Raw genomic sequence first — 1,543 nt, 5'->3', positions numbered from 1 at the left:
GTCCCAGCCTTGTATATTAAGCACATGAGGTTCGCTACCTCTAGTGCTTTTTTTAGTATAGTTTTTTATACTAAAAGCAACGCTGTGGATTAGTAACTCAGCCTACAGTACTTTTTAGTAACTGGTTTTATAGAGATTCTAACCACAGCTCTTTGTTTAACTGTTAATTAGTTAGATAACGCTAGACGTTTGATTTCGCACAAGGATACAGAACAAGGAGTGCGTGGCTTGAAAGCACAGCGTAATATATTTTTGAAAGAAGGAATTATTCATGATTTATGTGGGGATCGACGTAGCTAAACAAAAACATCAGATAGCTATTCTTGATGATAGAGGGGAAATCTATCGTGACAACTTGGTCATACAGAATAATTATTTAGGATTTCAAAAAATCCATGAAATCCTTAGCCATATTCAAACAGAGACAGCGCAAGAATGCCAAGTAGCGCTGGAAGATACCGGTCACTATTCTCTTCCCCTTCTACAATTTTTAGGAAAGAATAGGTACCCAACTTATTGTTATAATCCTATCTTAATCAAAGAATTTTCTAAGGTACATACCTTGAGAAAAACAAAAACCGATAAGATCGATGCTTTAATGATTGCCAAAAAGCTGATGGTGGACTTGGAAAAAAGAGAAAAAAAACAAAACCAAACTTCTATGGAACTGAAAGAATTAACACGGCACAGGCGAAGACTTGGAAAGCATCAATCCTTTCTGAAAACTCAATATACACGGATATTGGAAAAAGGCTTCCCCGAGTTGGCGACATATGGGCAAGTCAGACATTCCGCTTATATGATAAAAATATTAAAAAAATATCCAAGTCCAAAGAAAATAGCCGCAGCTCATTTAAAGACACTTTCTTCTCTTTTAGGTGTAAATAACAGTCAATTGTCAGCCTCAAAACTACAACAATTAGCAAACGAAAGCATTGGATACCATTCTGAGGTGGCAGAATTAGAATTAATTCAGACGATCGAACAGCTATATTTGTATGAAAAACAAATAAAAAAAGTCGATAAACGTATTCAGGAAATTATGGATATACTCGATTCGCCAATCGTAACCATTCCCGGAATATCTTATCGACTCGGTAGTATCATCCTAGCAGAAATAGGAGATATACACAACTTTAAGACCTCTAGTCAGGTATTGGCTTTTGCCGGAATGGAGCCATCCATTTATGAATCTGGTGAAGGGAAAGGGAAGGGGAAGATGGTCAAACGCGGCTCTCCCTATTTGCGGTGGGCTATGTATCACGCCGCACGATTGGTTGCCATTTATTCCCCAACATTTAAGAGATATTATAAAAAGAAACAATCAGAGGGAAAACATTATAATGTGGTGATTAGTCATATAGCTAAGAAACTAATAAGGGTTATCTTTCATTTACTTCGAAAAGAAGAGCCATATAAAGAAGCCCAACAATAACCCCCATTTTTAAAATGTGGCCATTAGAAGGCTTCTTTGTCATGCTTACATTTCTATCTTAAAAAACGTTTAACTTTTTCTATTTACTGCTTGACTTTATATAGTTAG

The 1,543-nt window shown here is 36.2% G+C and carries 1 protein-coding gene; it reads left to right on the top strand.

The window, feature by feature from the left end:
- Positions 1-271: 271 nt before the first annotated feature.
- Entirely contained in the window at positions 272-1,435 is a 1,164-nt protein-coding gene (locus tag JCM9152_RS20965; protein WP_035347768.1) for an IS110 family RNA-guided transposase, read from the top strand.
- Positions 1,436-1,543: the final 108 nt, after the last annotated feature.

The sequence above is a fragment of the Halalkalibacter hemicellulosilyticusJCM 9152 genome, assembly GCF_000513115.1.
Taxonomy (GTDB): domain Bacteria; phylum Bacillota; class Bacilli; order Bacillales; family Bacillaceae_D; genus Halalkalibacter; species Halalkalibacter hemicellulosilyticus.
Note: the sequence above shows the minus strand (reverse complement) of the source record. Positions and strands in the feature narration are given on the sequence as shown.

Bases quoted from the DNA above. Each gene is read 5' to 3' on its own strand.
- JCM9152_RS20965 (WP_035347768.1), top strand. From the start codon at position 272: ATGATTTATGTGGGGATCGACGTAGCTAAACAAAAACATCAGATAGCT.